22 protein-coding genes and 1 other RNA gene are annotated in these 19820 nt (G+C 29.7%); 9 read left to right on the plus strand and 14 right to left on the minus strand.

The genetic code is table 11. The features are described 5' to 3' along the window. The first annotated feature begins 42 nt into the window (after positions 1-42). The 7 genes from efp to AC8IGH_RS03065 all read left to right on the plus strand — a co-directional run bounded on the left by efp (position 43) and on the right by AC8IGH_RS03065 (position 5004). Positions 43-606, plus strand: coding sequence for an elongation factor P (gene efp, locus AC8IGH_RS03035; protein WP_507419245.1), 564 nt, complete (start codon positions 43-45; stop codon positions 604-606). Then, positions 606-1388: an inositol monophosphatase family protein gene (locus AC8IGH_RS03040; protein WP_507419246.1), complete on the plus strand. Its 783-nt coding sequence runs from the start codon at positions 606-608 to the stop codon at positions 1386-1388. The genes efp and AC8IGH_RS03040 overlap by 1 nt, the downstream gene beginning before the upstream one ends. Before the next feature lie 8 nt (positions 1389-1396). After that, on the plus strand, positions 1397-2563 hold the full coding sequence (locus tag AC8IGH_RS03045) for an MFS transporter (protein ID WP_507419247.1): 1167 nt from the start codon (positions 1397-1399) through the stop codon (positions 2561-2563). 67 nt (positions 2564-2630) lie between these two features. Next, a complete protein-coding gene (gene rpmE, locus AC8IGH_RS03050; RefSeq protein WP_507419248.1) occupies positions 2631-2864 on the plus strand; it encodes a 50S ribosomal protein L31 in 234 nt (77 codons plus the stop codon). 6 nt (positions 2865-2870) lie between these two features. Then, positions 2871-3440: a cell cycle transcriptional regulator TrcR gene (locus tag AC8IGH_RS03055; protein WP_507419249.1), complete on the plus strand. Its 570-nt coding sequence runs from the start codon at positions 2871-2873 to the stop codon at positions 3438-3440. Between the two features lie 23 nt (positions 3441-3463). Next, positions 3464-3964 carry a 5-(carboxyamino)imidazole ribonucleotide mutase gene (gene purE, locus AC8IGH_RS03060; protein WP_507419250.1) on the plus strand — a complete coding sequence of 167 codons (501 nt, stop codon included), beginning with the start codon at positions 3464-3466 and terminating at the stop codon, positions 3962-3964. Continuing rightward, complete coding sequence (locus AC8IGH_RS03065) at positions 3961-5004, plus strand: 5-(carboxyamino)imidazole ribonucleotide synthase (protein WP_507419251.1); 1044 nt, start codon at positions 3961-3963, stop codon at positions 5002-5004. The genes purE and AC8IGH_RS03065 overlap by 4 nt, the downstream gene beginning before the upstream one ends. On the opposite strand, the gene AC8IGH_RS03070 is transcribed toward AC8IGH_RS03065, so the two are convergent. The 13 genes from AC8IGH_RS03070 to hflK all read right to left on the minus strand — a co-directional run bounded on the left by AC8IGH_RS03070 (position 5001) and on the right by hflK (position 17676). Beyond that, positions 5001-5639: a ubiquinone biosynthesis protein COQ9 gene (locus tag AC8IGH_RS03070; RefSeq protein ID WP_507419252.1), complete on the minus strand. Its 639-nt coding sequence runs from the start codon at positions 5637-5639 to the stop codon at positions 5001-5003. The two genes, AC8IGH_RS03065 and AC8IGH_RS03070, sit on opposite strands and share 4 nt — an antisense overlap. Positions 5640-5646: 7 nt before the next feature. Then, positions 5647-6132: a rod shape-determining protein MreD gene (gene mreD / locus AC8IGH_RS03075; protein WP_507419253.1), complete on the minus strand. Its 486-nt coding sequence runs from the start codon at positions 6130-6132 to the stop codon at positions 5647-5649. Continuing rightward, on the minus strand, positions 6132-6992 hold the full coding sequence (gene mreC, locus AC8IGH_RS03080) for a rod shape-determining protein MreC (protein WP_507419254.1): 861 nt from the start codon (positions 6990-6992) through the stop codon (positions 6132-6134). Before mreC ends, mreD begins: the two co-directional genes overlap by 1 nt. Before the next feature lie 19 nt (positions 6993-7011). Next, on the minus strand, positions 7012-8043 hold the full coding sequence (locus tag AC8IGH_RS03085; RefSeq protein WP_507419255.1) for a rod shape-determining protein: 1032 nt from the start codon (positions 8041-8043) through the stop codon (positions 7012-7014). 14 nt (positions 8044-8057) lie between these two features. Continuing rightward, positions 8058-9617: a 2-isopropylmalate synthase gene (locus tag AC8IGH_RS03090; RefSeq protein ID WP_507419256.1), complete on the minus strand. Its 1560-nt coding sequence runs from the start codon at positions 9615-9617 to the stop codon at positions 8058-8060. A gap of 104 nt (positions 9618-9721) precedes the next feature. Then, positions 9722-10741 carry a ketol-acid reductoisomerase gene (gene ilvC, locus AC8IGH_RS03095; RefSeq protein ID WP_507419257.1) on the minus strand — a complete coding sequence of 340 codons (1020 nt, stop codon included), beginning with the start codon at positions 10739-10741 and terminating at the stop codon, positions 9722-9724. Beyond that, positions 10738-11304, minus strand: coding sequence for an acetolactate synthase small subunit (gene ilvN / locus AC8IGH_RS03100; RefSeq protein ID WP_507419258.1), 567 nt, complete (start codon positions 11302-11304; stop codon positions 10738-10740). The genes ilvC and ilvN overlap by 4 nt, the downstream gene beginning before the upstream one ends. Then, positions 11301-13064: an acetolactate synthase 3 large subunit gene (locus AC8IGH_RS03105; protein ID WP_507419259.1), complete on the minus strand. Its 1764-nt coding sequence runs from the start codon at positions 13062-13064 to the stop codon at positions 11301-11303. Before AC8IGH_RS03105 ends, ilvN begins: the two co-directional genes overlap by 4 nt. A gap of 44 nt (positions 13065-13108) precedes the next feature. After that, the gene (miaA, locus tag AC8IGH_RS03110; protein ID WP_507419260.1) at positions 13109-14023 is read right to left on the minus strand and encodes a tRNA (adenosine(37)-N6)-dimethylallyltransferase MiaA; all 915 of its coding nucleotides are present in this window, start codon (positions 14021-14023) and stop codon (positions 13109-13111) included. An 11-nt stretch (positions 14024-14034) separates the two neighbouring features. Continuing rightward, positions 14035-15462, minus strand: coding sequence for a DegQ family serine endoprotease (locus AC8IGH_RS03115; protein WP_507419261.1), 1428 nt, complete (start codon positions 15460-15462; stop codon positions 14035-14037). Then, positions 15459-15650, minus strand: coding sequence for a DUF2065 domain-containing protein (locus AC8IGH_RS03120; RefSeq protein ID WP_507419262.1), 192 nt, complete (start codon positions 15648-15650; stop codon positions 15459-15461). The genes AC8IGH_RS03115 and AC8IGH_RS03120 overlap by 4 nt, the downstream gene beginning before the upstream one ends. Then, a complete protein-coding gene (gene hflC, locus AC8IGH_RS03125; RefSeq protein ID WP_507419263.1) occupies positions 15650-16537 on the minus strand; it encodes a protease modulator HflC in 888 nt (295 codons plus the stop codon). The genes AC8IGH_RS03120 and hflC overlap by 1 nt, the downstream gene beginning before the upstream one ends. Further along, positions 16537-17676, minus strand: a complete 1140-nt coding sequence (hflK, locus tag AC8IGH_RS03130; protein ID WP_507419264.1) for an FtsH protease activity modulator HflK — start codon at positions 17674-17676, stop codon at positions 16537-16539. Before hflK ends, hflC begins: the two co-directional genes overlap by 1 nt. Positions 17677-17747: 71 nt before the next feature. Between hflK and AC8IGH_RS03135 the strand changes: the two genes are divergently transcribed. Further along, positions 17748-18578, plus strand: a complete 831-nt coding sequence (locus AC8IGH_RS03135; RefSeq protein WP_507419265.1) for an Mrp/NBP35 family ATP-binding protein — start codon at positions 17748-17750, stop codon at positions 18576-18578. Here AC8IGH_RS03135 and thyX read toward each other — a convergent pair. Beyond that, positions 18571-19521 (minus strand): FAD-dependent thymidylate synthase, encoded by a 951-nt coding sequence (gene thyX / locus AC8IGH_RS03140; RefSeq protein WP_507419266.1) that lies wholly within the window; start codon positions 19519-19521, stop codon positions 18571-18573. The genes AC8IGH_RS03135 and thyX overlap by 8 nt on opposite strands. A gap of 28 nt (positions 19522-19549) precedes the next feature. Between thyX and ssrA the strand changes: the two genes are divergently transcribed. Continuing rightward, positions 19550-19820: a transfer-messenger RNA gene (gene ssrA / locus AC8IGH_RS03145) on the plus strand; the annotation flags it as partial.

The raw sequence follows: 19820 nt of genomic DNA on the forward strand, positions 1-19820 counted from the left end.
GTAAACATGTTTAAAAAATAGATATATGTTCTCAGAATAAATATGAAAATTTTAGGATCAGACATCAGGGTTGGCAATATCATTGAATATAAAAATGATCTTTGGAAATGCCTTAAAAATCAAACTTCAAATCGTGGAAATCTTCGATCACACAATCAGGTAGAGCTTAAAAGTATCACTAAAGGTACAAAATTAAATGAGAGATTCAGAGCAGATGAAACAGTTGAAAAAGCAAGTCTTGAAGAAAAAAAATTTCAATTCTTATATTCAGCAAACGATGAATTCTTTTTTATGGATAGTGTTAATTTTGAACAAATCTCAATCAATAAAACTCTTATTGAAGAGTGTGAAAAATTTTTAAAAGAAAATTTAGAAGTTACGATTGAATTTTATCAAGACAAGCCATTGAATATTATTCTGCCTAGATCTGTTGAATATGAAGTTCTTGAAACTGAATCAGTTGTAAAAGGACAAACTGCTTCTGGATCTTATAAACCAGCAACGATTCAAAATGATGTTAAGATAATGGTTCCAACATTTATAAATCAAGGTGATAAAATAATCGTCGATACAGAAACTCAAGAATATTTAAAAAAAATTAGCTAATGCCTTTACTATCGGCCAATCTAAACGTTATGGAGAAGGCTTGTAAAAAAGCATCTAAACTTTTAATTCGTGATTTTGGAGAAATTGAAAAATTGCAGGTATCTAAAAAAGGCCCTGGAGATTTTGTTACAAATTCTGATAAAAGAACTGAAAAAATCATCATAAATGAACTTTCTCTCGCTAGACCCGATTATTCATTTCTAGCTGAAGAAAGTGGTTTATCTGAAAAAAATACTGAATTTAAGTGGATTATTGACCCTATTGATGGAACTACAAATTTTTTACACGGCATTCCTTATTTTGCAATCTCAATAGGTTTAGAAAAAAATAAAGAAATTATTTGTGGCATGATTTTTAATCCTATAACTAATGAAATGTTTTATGCAGAAAAAGGAAAAGGCGCTTATTTAAATAATTCTAGAATTCGTGTTTCATCAAGAAAAAATATTGATGAATGCGTTCTTCTTACTGGAGGTCCTATTCTTTCTTATAAAAATAAAGAAATATTTTTCAAAGAATATGAATCTGTGAGTAGAAAAGTTGCAGCAACTAGAAAATTTGGTAGTTCAGCCCTTGATCTTGCCTATCTTGCTAGCGGTAGATGCGACGGTGTTTGGGAAAGAAATTTAAATTATTGGGATATTGCCGCAGGAATAATAATTGTCAAAGAAGCAGGCGGAACAGTAACTGACTTTAAAGGTGGGAATAAATACATCGAAGATAGAAATTTACTAGCTACAAATTCAAAAATAGATAAAGACCTTATTGCTTTACTTGCATAAATTCTTAAATGCTAAAAATTCTAATTTTTTTATTTCTTGATGTACTTGCTTTTAGCGGAGTTTTAATTTCAACTTTACCATTTCTGATTCATGAATATGGTGGAAATATACTTTTAATAACAATTATTTTTGGGTCTTTTTCATTTTTTCAATTTTTTACTTCACCATTTTGGGGAAGTTTATCAGATAGATTTGGAAGAAAACCAATGCTGATCTTAAATTGTATTGCAGAAATTTTAGCTAATTTAATACTGGCAATTAGCGGGAGTTTATTAATGATATTTTTATCAAGAATTATAGCTGGTTTATTTAAAAATAATGTTTCTGTTGGAACAGCTTATATTGCGGACATCACAACTAAAAAAAATAGAGCAAAGGGAATGGGACTGTTTGGAGTATCGTTTGGTTTAGGATTTACAGTAGGTCCAATGCTCGGTGGATTAGTAGCCGGATCCAATTTTACTATCATGACACTTGCAAATGTTGCTTGGATTGCATGTATAATTAATATTTTTAATTTATTATTTGTAACTTTTTTTGTAAAAGAATCTAAGAAATCATTTAATAATTTTTCAATAAAAAATTCTTTCAGTAAAATTTATTTACAGTTCAAGTTAATGAAAAAGAAAATATTACTTCCTTTCTTTTTAATTATATTTGTAGTTTATTTTGGATTTTCTGGGATGGAGGGCATATTTGCCATCTGGATAAAAGAAACTTTTGCCTGGGGTCCAAAAGAAGTTGGAATGGTCATGTTATATGCTGGATTAAGTCAGATTATAGTTCAGGGTTTTATTTTGAGAATATTACTTAAATTTTTTAATGAAGCTCAACTAATTAAGAGTGGAATTCTATTTTTAATTTTTGGTTTTTTGCTAATCCCAACTTCTAATATTTACTTAGTACCAATTGCAATATTCCTTCTATGTTACGGAATTGGTATCACAAATCCTTGTTTGAATAGCTTAGTATCAAAAAAATGCTCTAAGAATGAAAAAGGATTTGCTCTAGGCGCTGCTTATTCTGCTCAATCTATATCTAGATTTATTGGTCAACCGACTGCAGGTATTTTATTTTTATTTTTTGGCAAAGACATGCCTTTCTATCTAAACTCAGCAATTCTCGCAGTAACAATAATATATTATTTATCTTTAAGAAAAAAAGTTAATAAATAATCACTTTATTTATTAAGAAGTGTTGTCTATTTATCTAATTTTGCTATAAAAACTTTCTTCTAAAATTATGAAAGAAAAAATACACCCAAAAACACACAAAATTAAAGTTGTAATGACTGACGGAAGTCAATTTGAAACTTTGTCAACTTGGGGAAAAGAAAACGACATTATGAAATTAGATATTGATCCAATATCTCATCCTGCTTGGACAGGTGGTTCACAAAAAATTATTGATAAAGGAAGAGTAAGTAAATTTAATAAAAAATTCGAAAATCTTACAACCAAAACACCAAAAAAATAAATATTTATGTTAGATAAACCTTTAATGCCAAAAGCTACGGCGGTATGGCTACTTGAAAACACTAGTCTGACATTCAAACAAATAGCTGATTTTTGTCAACTTCATGAACTTGAAATTAAAGGGATAGCAGATGGTGATGTTGCTGTTGGAATAAAGGCATATAATCCAATACTTGCAAATCAATTAACAAGAGAAGAAATTGAAGAATGCAGTAAAGACCCTAACAAATCATTATCTATAAATAAAAAAGTATTAGATTATGAAATTAAAACTGTTGTTGGTCCAAAATACACTCCTCTATCAAAGAGACAAGATAGGCCGGACGCAATTGCTTGGTTAGTAAAAAATTACCCGCAATTATCTGAGGGACAAATTTCTAAACTTGTAGGAACTACAAAAAATACGGTAGAATCTGTCAAAAGTAGAAAGCATTGGAATGCTTCAAATATAACTCCTAAAGATCCTGTGGCTTTAAACTTATGTACTCAAAGCGACCTGCAAAAAGCAGTAGATAAAGCTAACAGAAAAATTGAAAATCAAAAAAAAGCAAAATTAAAACTAGAAGCTAATAAGTAATTAAACTTATTTTAAAAATAAATATGTCTATTAAACTTAAAAATAAATCTATTGTTTCTATAATTATGGGTAGTAAATCAGATTGGACTACTCTTAAAAAATCTGCCGAAATTCTAAAAAAATTAAAAATTCAGTATAATGTAAAAATTGTATCCGCGCATAGAACTCCTATGAGGCTTGTCGAATTTGCTAAATCTGCTAAAAAAAATAATATTTCCGTTATCATTGCTGGTGCTGGTGGATCTGCTCATTTGCCTGGTATGGTTGCTGCAATTACAGATTTGCCTGTTATTGGAATTCCTATGGAAACAAAATCTCTAAAAGGATTAGATAGTTTATTATCAATTGTACAAATGCCTTTTGGAATTCCTGTTGGAACTGTTGCTATTGGAGAAACAGGAGCAAAAAATGCTGCACTTTATGCTGCATCAATCTTAAGTCTTAATGATAAAAAAATTGCAAATAACTTAAGAATTTGGAGAAATAATCAAACTCTATCAGTAAAACATAATCCTAAAAAATGAAAAATAAAACCTTTACCCTTGGAGTATTTGGGGGTGGTCAATTAGGAAAATTTTTAGTTCAATCTGCAAAAAAACTTAATATCAAAACTTTTATATTTACTGACAATAAAGACTCCCCGGCTATTTATTATAGTGATGATTTTATTGTCTCAAATTATAATAATAAAAAAAAATTAGATTTTTTTATAAAAAAAATTGATTTAGCAACGTTCGAATTTGAAAACATTCCTTTTAAAACTCTTGATTATGTTGAAAAAAAAATCAATGTATCTCCAAAACCTGCCATTATAAAAATTCTTCAAGATAGATTAAAAGAAAAAACTTTTTTAAATTCAATTGGGGTTAAAACAACTAAATTTTATTATTTAAAAAAAATTAATAAAAAAAGTATCGACAATAATATTTTTCCTGCATTAATAAAAACTATACGCTTTGGATACGATGGAAAAGGACAAATATTTTTTAATAATAAAAAAGATTTTCTAAAATATCCATTTAAAGACTATGAATATATAATTGAAAAATTGGTCAATTTTAAAAAAGAAATTTCTGTAATTATAAGTAGAAATAAAAACAAATGCTTTTCTTTTGATGCATTTGAAAATCTACATAAAAATCAAATATTACAAAAATCACATGTTCCTGCGAAAATTAGTTCAAATTTAAATAACGAAGCAAAAAAAATTGCAAAAAAAATTGCAGATAAATTAAATTATATAGGAACTATGTGCGTTGAATTCTTTGTAACTAAGAATAGCGAATTATTAGTAAATGAAATTGCTCCTAGGGTTCATAATTCTGGTCACTTGACCATGAATGCTCATAATGTCAGTCAATTTGAAAATCACATAAGAGCAGTTTGCAATCTAAAGCTAAAAAAACCAAAAATTATTTACAAAGCTACTATGTATAATATTCTGGGCTCTGATATCAAAAAGTATAGATTAAAAAAAACTGCCAGTAATGAATTTTTTTATGATTATGGAAAATTAAGAATTAAAGAAAAAAGAAAAATGGGGCACCTAACTAAAGTCTTTTAAAAACCACGTCCTACTTTTTGAATAGAAAAAGAAGTAAAAAATTCTTTTACGTTTTTTAAAAAATCAAATTTCATTCTGAATTGTGATATTAAATTTACATGTTGAAGTGATTTATTAATTTGTTCTTCAATTTCTTTCTGTGTTAAATTATCTTTATAAAAACTCAAAATCAAAATTTTTAAGTAAATTGACGATAACATAAACCTTTTTGTGTAATAGTTAAAATCAACTGAACGATCATTAGAATACTTCCACATAATATCTGCAACAGAATATATGTAACTTAAAACTTTTTCTGCACAATTATTTTTTATTAAATGAATAAAAAAAATTTTAATTAAATCCTTATTTTTATTTTCTATATAAAATCTTTTATTTAATAAAAATGAGATTTTTTCATTAGTTTTCTCAAACCTATTAATTTTAAATTTTATTTCATTTAAAAATTTTTTTTCTAGATCTTCAAAAAATAATTGACTAATTTTAATTAACAAATCTTTTTTATCAAAAAAATTTGAATTATTTATTTCTTTAAAAGAATTATCATGATTAATATTGTCAAAATCAATTTTTTTAAAATTTTTATATAGATAATTTAAAATTTTATCTTTCTGCAATTTTGTAAAATCTGACATTAAATATCTAATAATGGTAAAATACTTTAAGCAAAGTCCTTATAACTGGATAAAAAATAAGACTTACAATTATATTAATTGCTAATAATAAATATTCAAATGGTATTTGAGAAAAATTACTTAAAATTATTACTGATATAATTTGCACAATTAATAAGGATATTGCAAAAGCTACAAATTCATTTTGAAAATTTGTCTGCGTTCTTCTTTTTTTTAAATATGAAGCTAATTTACTTAAAAGAATAAAGCATATTGATGTCATGCCAAAAGGCATCCCTTGGAGTGAGTCAAAAATTAATCCTATTAAAAATAAAAAAGTAATTGAAAAACGATCTTTTTCAAAAAAACAAAAATAAAAAATTAATATATATTTAATATTTATTATTGGTCCTGGAGCAATCCAAGTATTTATAAAAATACTATCATTAATACAGATGAGTGTGAAAATAATATGTGCAGAATAAAATTTAATTTTTTCTAAAAAAGAATTCATTATTTTTTAACCTTTAAAACTGAAACATAGTTTAACTGATGTTCTTTAAATCCAAGATCAACAGAATATTTTCTTTTTTTAATATCTTTTTTATTATCTGTGATTATTTTTCCAACATAAAGTCCTTCCTTAATAATTCCGTCAGATCCAGAAGTATAAATCTGATCATTATTTTCAAGAACAGCATTTTGTGGAAGAAATAACAATTGCGCTCCTCCAAGACCACTTCCTTTTAAAATAGCATTAACTCCCCTAGATGGAATAACCACAGGAATTCTACTGTTGAGATCTGTAATAATCATCGCTTTTGAACTAAATAAATTAACCTCTGAGATTTTTCCAAGATAAACGTTATTTCGTACAATCGCCTGTCCCAATTGAACTCCTTCATTTGAGCCTATTGTTAAAATTAAGTTTTTAGCAAATTCATTTGTATCTTCGTGAATTATTTTTGCATAAACCGAGACATAGTCATCTTTGTTTTTAATTCCTAAAACTCTTTTTAAATTATCATTTTCATTTTTAAAAAATTGCAATTCTCGTTTTTCTGAATTTAATTGCTCTATTTCATCTTTTAATTTTTTATTCTCTAAAACAATATTGAAATTAAAATACTGCTTAGCCGAACTGCTCATATCGGAAATAAGCTTTATCGGAGTATTAACTATGTAAATACTGTAAGTAATCCCGTCATTTATGAGTGCTTTTAAGAATCTTATAGCTCTAAAATCACTTCTTTCTGAAAATAAAAACAGGAAAGAAATTATAATATATGATGGAAGTAAGAATTTTTTACTAATAGTTCTTTGTAAAGATGAAACGCCTGGGGTTGAGCTTCTAGCAAGCCTATTTTCACTCATATTTAATTAATATAACTTTTTAATATGAAGTTAGCATAGAAGAAAATATTCCTTCTTGCTCTAATGCTTTGCCAGTCCCAATTGCAACACATGATAACGCATCCTCTGCGATAGTAACCGGTAATCCTGTCTCTTTTTTAATAAGTTTATCTAAATTTTTTAAATAAGCTCCTCCACCAGCTAATACCATTCCAGAATCAACTAAATCAGAAGATAATTCAGGTGGTGTATTTTCTAGAGCATGTTTAACAGCATTAACAATTTGACCTACGACTCCTTCTAAAGCTTCAGCAGTATCTTTTTCAGTTAAAATAACTTCTTTTGGAGTCCCAGTTCTAATATCTCTTCCTTTCATTAAAAAAGTTTTTTCGGATCCCGTTGGTATTGCGGACCCTATTTCTTTTTTAATTCTTTCTGCTGTTGAATCTCCAATCAATAAATTAAATTTTTTCTTCATAAAATTAATAATTGCATTATCCATTGCATCACCTGCAATTCTTAAAGAATGAGAATAAACAATTCCACCTAGTGACATAACTGCAATCTCAGTAGTTCCACCTCCGATATCAACAATCATAGAAGCTTGAGGTTCGGATATTGGAAGTCCTGCACCGATAGCAGCTGCTACTGGTTCTTCTATCAGTTGTACTTTTCTTGCCCCTGCTGCGTAACCGGCTTCTTGAATAGCGCGTCTTTCAACTGGCGTTGATCCTGTAGGTACACAAATAATAATTCTAGGATTAGCAAATGCGTTTCTTTTATGAATCTTTCTAATAAAATGCTTAATCATTTCCTCAGTAACGATGAAATCCGCAATGACTCCATCTTTCATAGGTCTTATAGCTGTAATATTTCCAGGTGTACGTCCTAACATTTGTTTAGCTTCTTCACCAACCGCCAAAACTTCATTTCTGCCATTTCGTGATATCACCGCAACAACAGATGGTTCATTTAAAACAATTCCTTTTCCACGAACATAAACTAAAGTGTTTGCTGTTCCTAAATCAATCGCCATATCAGTCGACCAAAATCCAAATAATTTATCAAACATCTATTTTTTCCTAATTAAGCAGAAGCACTCAAGTCTGAGCTTGGCGCAGTTCTTTTTCTCTTAATAATTAATTTATTTAATGCGTTTATATACGCTTTTGCTGAAGCAACAAGTGTATCCGTGTCAGCAGCTTGACCCACGGAAATCTTACCTTTTTCTTCAATTCTTACACTCACAGTTGCTTGAGCATCAGTACCTTCTGTTACTGCTTGTACTTGGTAAAGCTGGAGATTAACATTATGAGGGTAAATTTTTTTTATTGCTTTAAATATCGCATCCACAGGACCATCACCTTCGGATTCTGTTTTTTTAATTTCGTCATAAATCATAAGTTCAATTTTTGCTTTTTGCGGTCCTTTTGTTCCTGCAATAACTTCTAATGAGGACAGACTGATAGCATTATTATGCTTCATCAAATCATCATCAATTAATGCAATAATATCTTCATCAAAAACATGTTTTTTTTTATCAGCCAAATCTTTAAATTTTGCAAAAGTATTATTTATTAATTCATCAGTTAAATCTGGATAACCCAATTCTGCGGCTTTATCTTTAAATGCATTTCTTCCAGAGTGTTTTCCCATAACTAAAGAAGATTTGGTAACTCCAACGCTTTCAGGCGTCATAATTTCATAAGTTTTTTTATTTTTTAACATTCCATCTTGATGAATTCCTGATTCATGTGCAAAGGCGTTTTTTCCAACAATTGCTTTATTAAATTGAACTGGAAAACCTGTCACATTTGAAACTAATTTTGAACAGCTACTAATCTTCTTAGTATTAATGTTTGTTTTGTAAGGCATTAAATCGCTTCTTGTTCTCATTGCCATTACAATTTCTTCTAAAGCTGCATTTCCAGCTCTTTCACCAATACCATTAATTGTACATTCAATTTGTCTTGCTCCAGCCTTGACTCCTGCTAACGAATTAGCAACTGCAAGTCCCAAATCATTATGACAATGTGTTGAAACAATTGCCTTGTCTATATTTGGAACTTTATCAAATAATAATTTAATTGTTTTATAATATTCATCTGGAATTGTATAACCTACAGTATCTGGAATATTAATTGTTTTAGCTCCACATTTAATTGCAAGTTCAACTGTTTTGCATAAAAAATCTGGAGTAGTTCTAGTTCCATCTTCTGGTGACCATTCAACATCATCTGTAATTTTTCTAGCAAGAGAAACACTATCTTTAATTAACTCTAAAACTTCTTTAGGAGTTTTTTTTAATTTATGCTTCATATGCAAAGGGCTAGTAGAAAGAAATGTGTGTATTCTAAAACGTTTTGCATGCTTTAATGCATCTTTGCATCTTTCAATATCTGCCTTAACTGCTCGAGCTAATCCGCAAGGAATAGTTTTTTTTAAAATCTTAGCAATTTCAGATACGGCCTCAAAATCACCATTAGAAGCTGCTGGAAATCCAGCTTCCATAACATCAACTCCTAAATCTTCAAATGCACGTGCGATTTGAATCTTTTCTTCAAGACTCATTGAAGCACCTGGAGATTGTTCTCCATCTCTTAATGTAGTGTCAAAAATGATGATTTGATTATTATTTTTTGCCATTTTTTAAATTTAATTTAGCTAAAATTAAAAATCTACTTATAAATACTTTTCAATATTTGATAGATTTTTAAACTAATAAGAAAGCCTAATTTTATTAATTAATCTTAATTTTTGCTCTTATCCACGAGCTTGTTTTTGCCAATCCAAGGCATCATAGCTCTCAGTTTTTCCCCAACTTTTTCTATCGGGTGTTCAGATAATTCTTTTCTCATTCTTAAAAAATTTTTTTGTCCAATCTTATTCTCATCCATCCAAAGTTTGGTAAATTTTCCAGACTGAATATCTTTTAAAACTTCTTTCATTCTTTCTTTTGTTTTATCATCAATAATTTTAGGTCCCGAAATATATTCTCCATATTCTGCAGTGTTTGAAATTGAATAATTCATATTAGCAATTCCACCTTCATAAATTAAATCAACAATTAATTTTACTTCGTGTAAACATTCAAAATAAGCCATTTCTGGCGTATATCCAGCTTCAACTAAAGTTTCATAACCTTTTTTAATTAATTCAACTAACCCTCCGCACAAAACAGCTTGTTCTCCAAATAGATCTGTTTCGCACTCTTCTTTGAATGTTGTTTCAATTATTCCAGATTTACCTCCGCCGATAGCGCTAGCGTATGATAGTGCAAGTTCTCTTGCTTTTCCTGATCCATCTTGATGAACTGCCATTAAACATGGAACTCCACCCCCTTTTTGAAATTCACTTCTTACTAAATGCCCAGGACCCTTAGGAGCAATCATAAAAACATCTAGATCTTTTCTTGCGCTAATAAGATCAAAATGAATATTTAAACCATGAGCAAAAGCTATAGTAGTTCCTTGTCTCATTCTTTGTTCAATGTGATTTTTATAAATTTGAGATTGCAATTCATCTGGTGTTAAAATCATTGCGACATCTGCCCACTCTGCAGCATCTGATAAAGACATAACTTTTAGTCCGCTAGCCTCAGCTTTTTTACGGCTAGGAGAATCTTCTCTTAGAGCAACAACAAGTTCTTTAACTCCGCTGTCTTTTAAATTCAAAGCATGCGCATGTCCTTGGCTACCAAAACCAAAAATAGCAACTTTTTTATTTTTAATTAAATCTTGATTTGCATCTTTTTCGTAAAAAATCTTCATATAACTTTTCCTTTGTTTGACTCTGTTATTTCAGCTCCTTTTGCCATTGCCAAAGGACCTGTTCTTGCAACACTTGCTATTCCATAAGGTTTTAATTTCTTAATAAAACTATCAATCTCTCGTCTTGTTGAATGGAATTCTACAATAAAAGAAGTGTTGGTTGTATCAAGATATTGCGCATTATGAGAATTACAAATTTCTTTAGCTTTTTCAAGATTTTTTTTATCAGCTATAACTTTTATTAAAGCTAGTTCTCTAAAAATAGATTTATCATCAACAGGAAATGAGGCAACTTTGTAAACCGGAACAAGTTTTAATAACTGCGCTTTGATCTGTTCTATTACTGAATTTGTTCCATTAGTTGCGATAGTAATTCTTGATATATTTTTTTCTTCATCCACTTTAGCAACAGCTAAAGACTCAATATTATACCCACGGCCAGAAAATAAACCCGAAACTCGCGCTAATACTCCTGCCTCATTATCAACCCAGACAACCATAATATGTCTTTCGAGCTGTTCATTTTTTATAGGATCTGGATATGCTGATAATGGTTTTTTCATACTAAGACTTTTCCTGCTTTGGTTATTTTATTTTCTTTTTCATCTTCTGGATTTAAAATCATTTCATTATGAGCTTTTCCTGAGGGTATCATTGGGAAACAATTTTCAACTTTATCTACAACACAGTCAAAAAGTACTGGTTTATCTGACTTAATCATTTGTGTAATTTTTGATTCTAATTCATCAGGAGTGGTAGCTCTAATTCCAACAGCTCCATAAGCTTCTGCTAATTTTACAAAATCTGGCAAAGCTTCCGTATAACTTTCTGCGTAATTTTTTTCATGAAGCAGTTCCTGCCATTGCCTAACCATTCCCATGTACTGATTATTAATTATAAATATCTTTACAGGTAGCCTGTACTGAACTGCGGTAGACAACTCTTGAATATTCATCAAAATTGAAGCTTCCCCTGCAATATCAACAACTAATTTTCCAGGATTTGCTAACTGCACTCCTATTGCTGCTGGCAGACCAAAACCCATTGTTCCAAGACCACCTGACGTCATCCATCTTTTTGGTTTTCTAAATTTATAATATTGAGCAGCCCACATTTGATGTTGGCCAACTTCAGTAGTAATAAAAGTATCTTGATTTTTAGTTAGTTCATACAATCTTTCAATTGCAAATTGGGGTTTGATAGTTTTTTTACCCTGCACAAATGATAAGCATTTTTTTTCTCTCCATTTATTTATTTGCTTCCACCATTCACTAATATTTTCTTTATTTGAATTTATAAAATTAGGATATTTTTTTTTAAAGACTGTAATTAATTTATTTAAAACATTTTCAACGTCGCCAACAATAGCATAATCAACTTTTATAATTTTATTTATAGATGAAGGATCAATATCAATATGAATCTTTTTGGAACCTGGCGAAAATTTATCTATTTTTCCTGTAATACGATCATCAAAACGAGCTCCAATATTTATCATCAGATCACAATCATGCATGGCATTATTGGCTTCATATGTTCCATGCATTCCAAGCATTCCAATAAATTGTTGGTCATCACCAGGAAAGGCTCCAAGACCTTGTAATGTTGAAGTAATAGGAAAGCCAGTCATACCCACTAAATCTTGAAGAAGCGCGCAGGCTTTGTCTCCAGAATTTACAACTCCCCCTCCTGAATAAATGATTGGTCTTTTAGATTTATAAATTAAATCTACAATCTTATCTAATTCTGAAGATTCAAATTCAGTCGTAACTTTATTAATTTTTTGTATTACATCATCTTTTTTTATGTACTCTGTTTTTTGAAACTGAATATCTTTTGGAATATCAACTAGAACTGGACCTGGCCTTCCGCTAGTTGCAATATGAAATGCTTTATGCATTATAATTGGAAGATCATTAATGTTTTTTACTAACCAATTATGTTTAGTACACGGTCTTGTAATGCCTGTTGTGTCACATTCTTGAAAAGCATCTGTTCCTATTAAATGGGTTGGTACTTGACCGGTTACACAAACTAGAGGAATTGAGTCCATATAAGCATCTGTTAATGCTGTAACCATATTCGTTGCTCCTGGTCCTGAAGTAACTAAAACAACTCCTGGTTTTCCAGAAGATCTTGCATAGCCTTCTGCTGCATGACCCGCTCCTTGTTCATGCCTTACAAGAATATGTTTAATCTTTTTGTGATTTTTTAATTCATCATATAAAGGAAGGATTGCACCCCCAGGATACCCAAAAATATATTCAACACCATTATCTGCAAAGGCTTTGAATACGATTTCTGCTCCAGTTAGTTGTGACATATAAATTTTCCGAAAAAATCAATCTAAACTAGTTAATTTAACGGTCAAGATGAAGTAACTAAATTTATAATTTTTTTAGTTAAAATATCGTAATTAGGGTTAAAAATACTTGTCCAATCCTTCATATGTCCTCTAAACCAAGTTCGTTGTTTTTTTACATACCTTCTTGTTCTTATAAAAGTATCTTCGAAAGCTTGTTCTAATGAAATTTCTTTATCTAAATATTTTTTAATTTCCTCAATTCCTAAAATTTTATTAGCGGGTAAACTTAAATTTATTTTTAATTTTAAAAATTTTTTAACTTCATTAAGCGCTCCGTTCTCAAACATTTTTTTTAAACGCAGTCTAAGTAATTTATGTAAATAATTATTATCAGGATTAATATAAATTTTTACAAACTTATAATTACTAAAATAATTTTTATTTATTTTTTGCCATACAATTAAAGATTTTTTTGTAAAAATAATTACTTCATAAGCTCTTATTAACCTATGAGTGTCATTTTTCTTTATTTTATTTTTTACCAAAGGATCTAATTTTAAAAGTAAATTGTAAAATTTATCATTACCTAACTTTAGATTTAATTTTCTTGCTTTTGTTCTGATTAAATCTGGGATTTTTGGAATATTGGAAATACCTTCTGTTAATAATTTAAAATATAGTCCTGTTCCTCCAACAAAAATTGGCTGTTTTTTTTTATTTATAATTTTTTTTATATTTAATTTAACTTGTTTTATCCATTCTCCAGCTGAAAAATTATTTTTTACCGAGATACTGCCGTAAAGATAATGAGTAATATTAAAATAATTTTCTGGTCTAGCTGATAAAATCTTAATTTCTTTATAAACTTGCATACTATCAGCATTAATAATTTCACCGTTTATTTTTTTAGCAAGTTTAAGTGCGATTTCAGATTTCCCAGAACCAGTTGGTCCCGAGATAAGAATAATTTTTTGCATTGGAAAAAATCTTATTTAATTTTTACTCCAATAAATTTACTCTGATTATTACTATCTAAAATTGTCAGTAAAACTGAATTTGTATTTTTTTTTAATTCTTTTTTAAATTGATCCTCGAAATTTTTAACATTACTTACCGAAGTATTTGCTACAGCTATTATGATATCCCCTTCTTGCACTGGTAATAATGCTAGAGGACCATCTCCGCTAATTTCTAAAATATAAACTCCTTTTTTATCTTTTAAATTAGATCTATTTTCAATGTCCTGATTATTTATATTTCTAATTTTGATTCCAAGTTCTTTAACAGTAACAACGGTTGGATTTATTTGTTTTTTATTTTCATTTTTGTATTCGCTGGTTTCTTCAAGTCTCGTAACGGTAATATTTTTTATTAATATTCTTTTATTTCTCCAAACTTTTACTTCAACACTTTGTCCAATAGGTGTATCAGCTACAATCTTTGGCAATTTTCTCATATTATCCACTTTTTTATTATTAAATTCTAATATGATATCGCCAGCTTCTATTCCCGCTTTATCAGCTGGACCTCCTGCTGAAGCACTTGATACTAAAGCTCCTTCTTGATTTTTAAGTCCCAAACTGTCCGCAATTTCTTTTGTTACTTCTTGAATTCTGACGCCAATATAGCCTCTTTTTATTTCTCCATATTGAGTAATTTGTTGAATAATATTTTTTGCAAAATTTGATGGGATTGCAAAACCAATTCCAACTGATCCGCCAGAATTAGAGAGTATCGCGCTATTAATTCCAACAACTTCTCCTTTAATATTAAATAATGGTCCTCCAGAATTACCTTGATTTATTGGAGCGTCTGTTTGAATAAAATCATCATATTTTCCAAGACTAATATCTCTATTTCTTGCTGATATAATTCCAGCGGTAACAGTTCCACCTAATCCAAAAGGGTTTCCAATTGCAATAACCCAATCTCCAACTCTAGCCTTATCTGAATCTGCAAATGTAACTGCTTTTAAATTATCTTTTGTATTAATTTTAATAACTGCTACATCGCTTGTTGGATCTGTTCCTAAGACTTTTGCCTCATATTCTTTACCATTAGTTAATTTTACAAAAATGCCTTCGGCACTTTGAATAACGTGATTATTAGTTATTATAATCCCTTCTTTATCTATTATAAATCCAGATCCAAGAGACTGAGTTTTTCTTTTTTGTGGACTTCCGCCTCTATCAAAGTCTTTAAATAGATCTTCAAAAGGATGCCCTGGGGGAAATTGGAATGGAAATGGACTCTGAGATCTTGTTTCTACAACTCTTGTTGCAGAAATATTAACCACAGAAGGAATTAATTTTTCAACAAGATCAGCAAATGAATCAGGTACTTCTTTCGAATTTAAATTTGTAATTAATAAGATATTACAAAAAATTATTAATAAAAATCTTCTCAAATTTTTCATTGAAATTTTTTTATATAAGCTATTATTATAAAACCTATGATGGCAAAAATAAGTCCACCTGTTCTTAATCTTTGCTCTGATAAATCCTTCATAGAATTTAACATTTTTTTCATACTTCCTGGAAATATTGTATAAAGCAAACCCTCAATAAACAGCAATAATCCAATTGCTGTAAAAATCTCATTCATTATTTCTTTAGAATCTTACTTAGTCCAGACTCACCAAAATATCTAAAAAATTCACTATCTGGTGATAATACTAATGAGGTCTCACTGCCACTAATTAAAGATTTTTCATAAGACTGCATAGCTCTGTAAAAACTAAAAAATTCAGGGTCCCTTCCAAATGCTTCTGCAAATATTTTATTTCTCAAACCGTCTCCTTCTCCTCTTAAAATTTGAGCAGTTTTTCTAGCTTCTGCTAGAATGATTGCTACTTCTTTATCTGCTTTAGATTTGATAGTTTGTCCAAGTTCAAAACCCTCTGCTCTAAATTCTTTTGCTTCACGAGTTCTTTCTGTTTGCATTCGTTTAAAAATAGCTTCGCTATTGGCACTTGGAAGATCTGCTCTTCTTATTCGAACATCAATAACATTAATTCCAAAATCCTTAGCCTCTTCCGCTACTTCTTTTGTAATTTTACCCATCAGTTTAGTTCTATCTGTAGATATCAAATTAACTAGATTTTCTTTACCTAATACACCTCTAATCTTGGCATTAATAATTGATGACAATCTAGACTGCGCAACTCTTTCATTTCCAACTGATATGTAAAACTTTAAAGGATCAGTAATTATAAACTTTGCATAAGCATCAACTATTATTCTTTTTTGATCTAATGCAATAACTTCTTCAGCTGGAGCGTCAATATCTAAAACTCTTTTATCTAGTATTTGAACATTTTGTAATAAAGGTATCTTCCAATATAATCCTGCGTTTTTATAAACTTTTTTTGGCTCACCTAATTGAAGAACGATCGCTTGATGAGTTTCTTTTACAATAAAAAAAGTCGAATAAACTAAAAAGCCTGCTGCAACAACTATAAATACCAAAGCTTTTAAAACTTTATCCTGCATCAATTTTTAGCCTCTGGTTTTTTTTGTTCAATTGTCAAATTCTTCTTTAATTCAGGAAGTGGTAAATAAGGAACAACTCCTGACCCTGATTGCTTATCTATAATAATTTTATTAACTCCCGATAAAACTTTTTCCATAGTCTCAAGATACATTCTTTCTTGAGTTACAGATTTTGCTTTTGCATACTCATTATAAATTGCAATAAATCTACTAGCCTCTCCTTCTGCTTGCGCAACTACTTCTTTTTTATAAGCTTCTGCTTCTTGAACAATTTTAGCAGCCTCTCCTCTAGCTCTTGGAATTACATCATTTGCATAAGCTTGCGCTTCATTTTGTTGCCTTTCCTTATCTGCTTTTGCAGCCTGAACATCTCTAAATGAGTCAATAACTTGCGCAGGCGGATCTGATTTTTGTGCTTGAACTTGAGTAATTTCAATTCCTGAGTTGTATTGATCTAATATCTGCTGCATTATTTTATGGGCTTCGTTTTCAATATCAGTTCTACCTTGAGTTAAAATTGATTGAATTTTTTTTCGTGCAATAATTTCTCTCATAGCGGTTTCTGCTACAGCTTTAATTGTGCCCAGTGGATCTTGGATATTAAAAAGATATTTGCTTGCATCTTTAATTACCCAAAAAACTGAATAGTTAATATCAACAATGTTTTCATCTCCGGTTAACATTGCACTTTCCTCTTTAATTTCACTTATAGCTCCAGATCTTGAACTGTCTCCTGAAGATCTAAATCCAATATCAACTCTATTAACTCTGGTCACCTTTGGAGTCATTACAGACTCAATAGGATAAGGAAGATGATAATTTAGTCCTGGTTGAGTCATATTAACGTATTTCCCAAATCTTAAAACAACGCCTTGTTCATCAGCATCTACTCTATAAAATCCACTTAAAGCCCAAACAGCAATTGCTCCAATTATAAAAAGTGCAATTGGTTTTTTTGCATCTGGAGTTTTTGAAGAACCTCCAAAAACATTTTTCAAACCATCTTGAAATTTCTTTGCTAAATCCTCAATGTCATCAGAATTATTAGAACTAGGCTGTTTATTAGTCTTATTAGGAGCCCCCCAAGGAGATTCCTTTTTAAGAATATCGTTAGTATTATTAGTCTTAATTAATGACATATTATTTTAAAAAATTGGCTTATTAATATAGGTATAAATGGTTATTTAAAAGATAATTACAATACGTCAAAATGAACGAAAAAGAAGCAAATCTTAGCAAAAACTTTATGGATCAAATTTCCCCAAAAACGCCATTTAAAAAAAATAAAATTAAAAATGTAAAAAAGATTATTGCTATTTCCAGTGGTAAAGGTGGCGTTGGCAAATCAACAATTGCTGTTAATCTTACAATCGCTTTAAAGAATTTAAAATATAACGTTGGTATTTTAGATGCTGATATTTACGGACCGTCTATTCCTAAAATGATGGGTATCTTTGAAAAGCCTAAAAGTGAAGATGGTATAAATTTAATTCCTATAAAAAAATTTGATATTCAATGTATGTCCATAGGGTTTATGGTTTCTGAAGAAACTCCCATGATCTGGAGGGGACCAATGGTTGCCAGTACTATAAAAACTTTTGCTAATAAAGTTTTATGGGACAATATTGATTTTTTAATTATTGATTTACCTCCTGGAACCGGAGATGCCCTTTTAACTTTTTCTCAAGAAATAGATATTGATGGTGCAGTCATCGTTACAACTCCCCAAGATATTGCAATCATTGATGTAAAAAAAGGAATAGAAATGTTTAAAAGAACGAATGTAAAAATATTAGGCATTATTGAAAATATGACAAGTTTTACATCTGATGATGGTGTTGAGCATTTTATATTTGGAAAAGACGGTGGAAAAAATATATCAAATAAATTTAATGTAGAACTTTTAGGACAAATTCCAATTAATATTAATCTTAGAAAAAACTCAGATGAAGGTTTGCCCTTTGTAGATCAATTTAAAGATCATAAAGTTACAAAAATGTTCTTAGAAATTGCAAGTAAGATTACAAAAATAATTAACTAACTATAAAATTTTTTTTATCTATTACTTCCATTAATTCGTTCCACTCTCTTTTACTAAGTCCAGAGTCTTCATAACTAACTTTATTTCCATTGATCATCGATTTTATAATTTTTAATCCTTTTGATGATAGATGAGCGGCTCCAACTCTATAATCTAAAAATGCAGCATGAGTGATTGGAACCCATTTTTTAACTGTATCTAACATTTTCTCTGCATAAACTCTAATTTCATACTGTGCATGACTATCTCCTCTTAAAAATAAAAAATTCATTAAATTTAAAAGATCAGTCTTCCAATACCACTGTGTATATGAGTTTAATGTTAAGTTCATTCTGGCAAGTTCTCTAGCTAAGCCAGATTTTTTTTCATCAATAATTGTTCCATCAAATCTTTCATTCAACATCTTTTCATAATTGTCATAAGTTCTTGTTGCATCATCTTTCAAAATATTAAGAACTTCGTCTGCTTGTGGGCCCGTGATCAAATCACCTCGACCTTGTCGATTATTAGTAGACTGTGCTGATAATTGCTCTTTTGCTGGAATATAAAATTCTTTATCTAATATGGAGTATCTTGCTGAATACTCATTTACATTAGCTGTTCTATGTCTAATCCATTGTCTTGCTATAAAAATTGGAAGCTTTACGTGATACTTAATCTCACACATTTCAAAGGGAGTGCTATGCCAGTGTCTCATTAAATACCTTATTAAACCTTCGTCTGTTGAAACTTTTTTTGTCCCTTTTCCATAGGAGACTCTTGCAGATTGCACGATAGAACTATCATCTCCCATATAATCTATAACTCTTATAAATCCATGATCTAATACTGGAATTGCTTCATAAAGAATCTTTTCAAGCTCAGGAGAAGTTACTCTTTTTGTTTTATTGGATTGTGATTGTTGTTCTTGAATTTCTTTTTTTTGATCTAAAGTTAGTTCCATTGTCTGCGAAATACTGAGATTTTAAATATATCTTTAATTTAACGATTCAAAGTCTTATATTATTAGCGTTGGTTTTCCAACTATGACGATAAACGAGATTCGTAATAAACATTGAGGACCAGGGGGCGGTACCCTGCACCTCCACCATTTTCAACTTATGGGGGTGAACTAGAATCGACTAATGTCTAAAGGCTTTTCTTTCGTCCGGTATAGTACCACCGTGAAGGACTAAAATATAAACGCAAATGAACAATTTGCTCTCGCTGCCTAATTAATTTATTAATTAGATAAGCACGGTC

Origin of the sequence: Candidatus Allofontibacter sp., assembly GCF_038145245.1 — a bacterium.
Taxonomy (GTDB): Bacteria; Pseudomonadota; Alphaproteobacteria; order Pelagibacterales; family Pelagibacteraceae; genus Fontibacterium.